Origin of the sequence: Paraburkholderia sp. SIMBA_054 (assembly GCF_046534875.1) — a bacterium.
GTDB classification, from domain to species: Bacteria; Pseudomonadota; Gammaproteobacteria; order Burkholderiales; family Burkholderiaceae; genus Paraburkholderia; species Paraburkholderia hospita.
Genome location: NZ_JAWRXV010001522.1, coordinates 1 through 243 on the forward strand (window position 1 = coordinate 1; position 243 = coordinate 243).

Below are 243 nucleotides of genomic sequence, written 5' to 3' on the forward strand. Positions count from 1 at the left end.
GTGCGAACGACATCTTCCAGTTCGCCGAAAACACCGCGAATCTCACGGCGCTCGGCGCCGCGCTGCAGACGCAGTTCCCGTTGCTCGTGCAGGCAGGCAAGCTGCCGAATACGCAGGCGGGCCAGGTTGCGGTCATCGTCGGCTATCTGCAGCCGTTGTCCAATCCCCAGGTTGCTCAGGCTGCCAGCCAGCTCGCCGCGCAAGTCAAGACCATCGTCAACGCGGGCGCGACGCACGTCGTGG

At 65.4% G+C, this 243-nt stretch carries 1 pseudogene; it reads left to right on the forward strand.

The annotated features are described in order from the left end of the window. A pseudogene (locus tag SB822_RS60120) lies at window positions 1-243 on the forward strand (acylhydrolase); the annotation flags it as partial.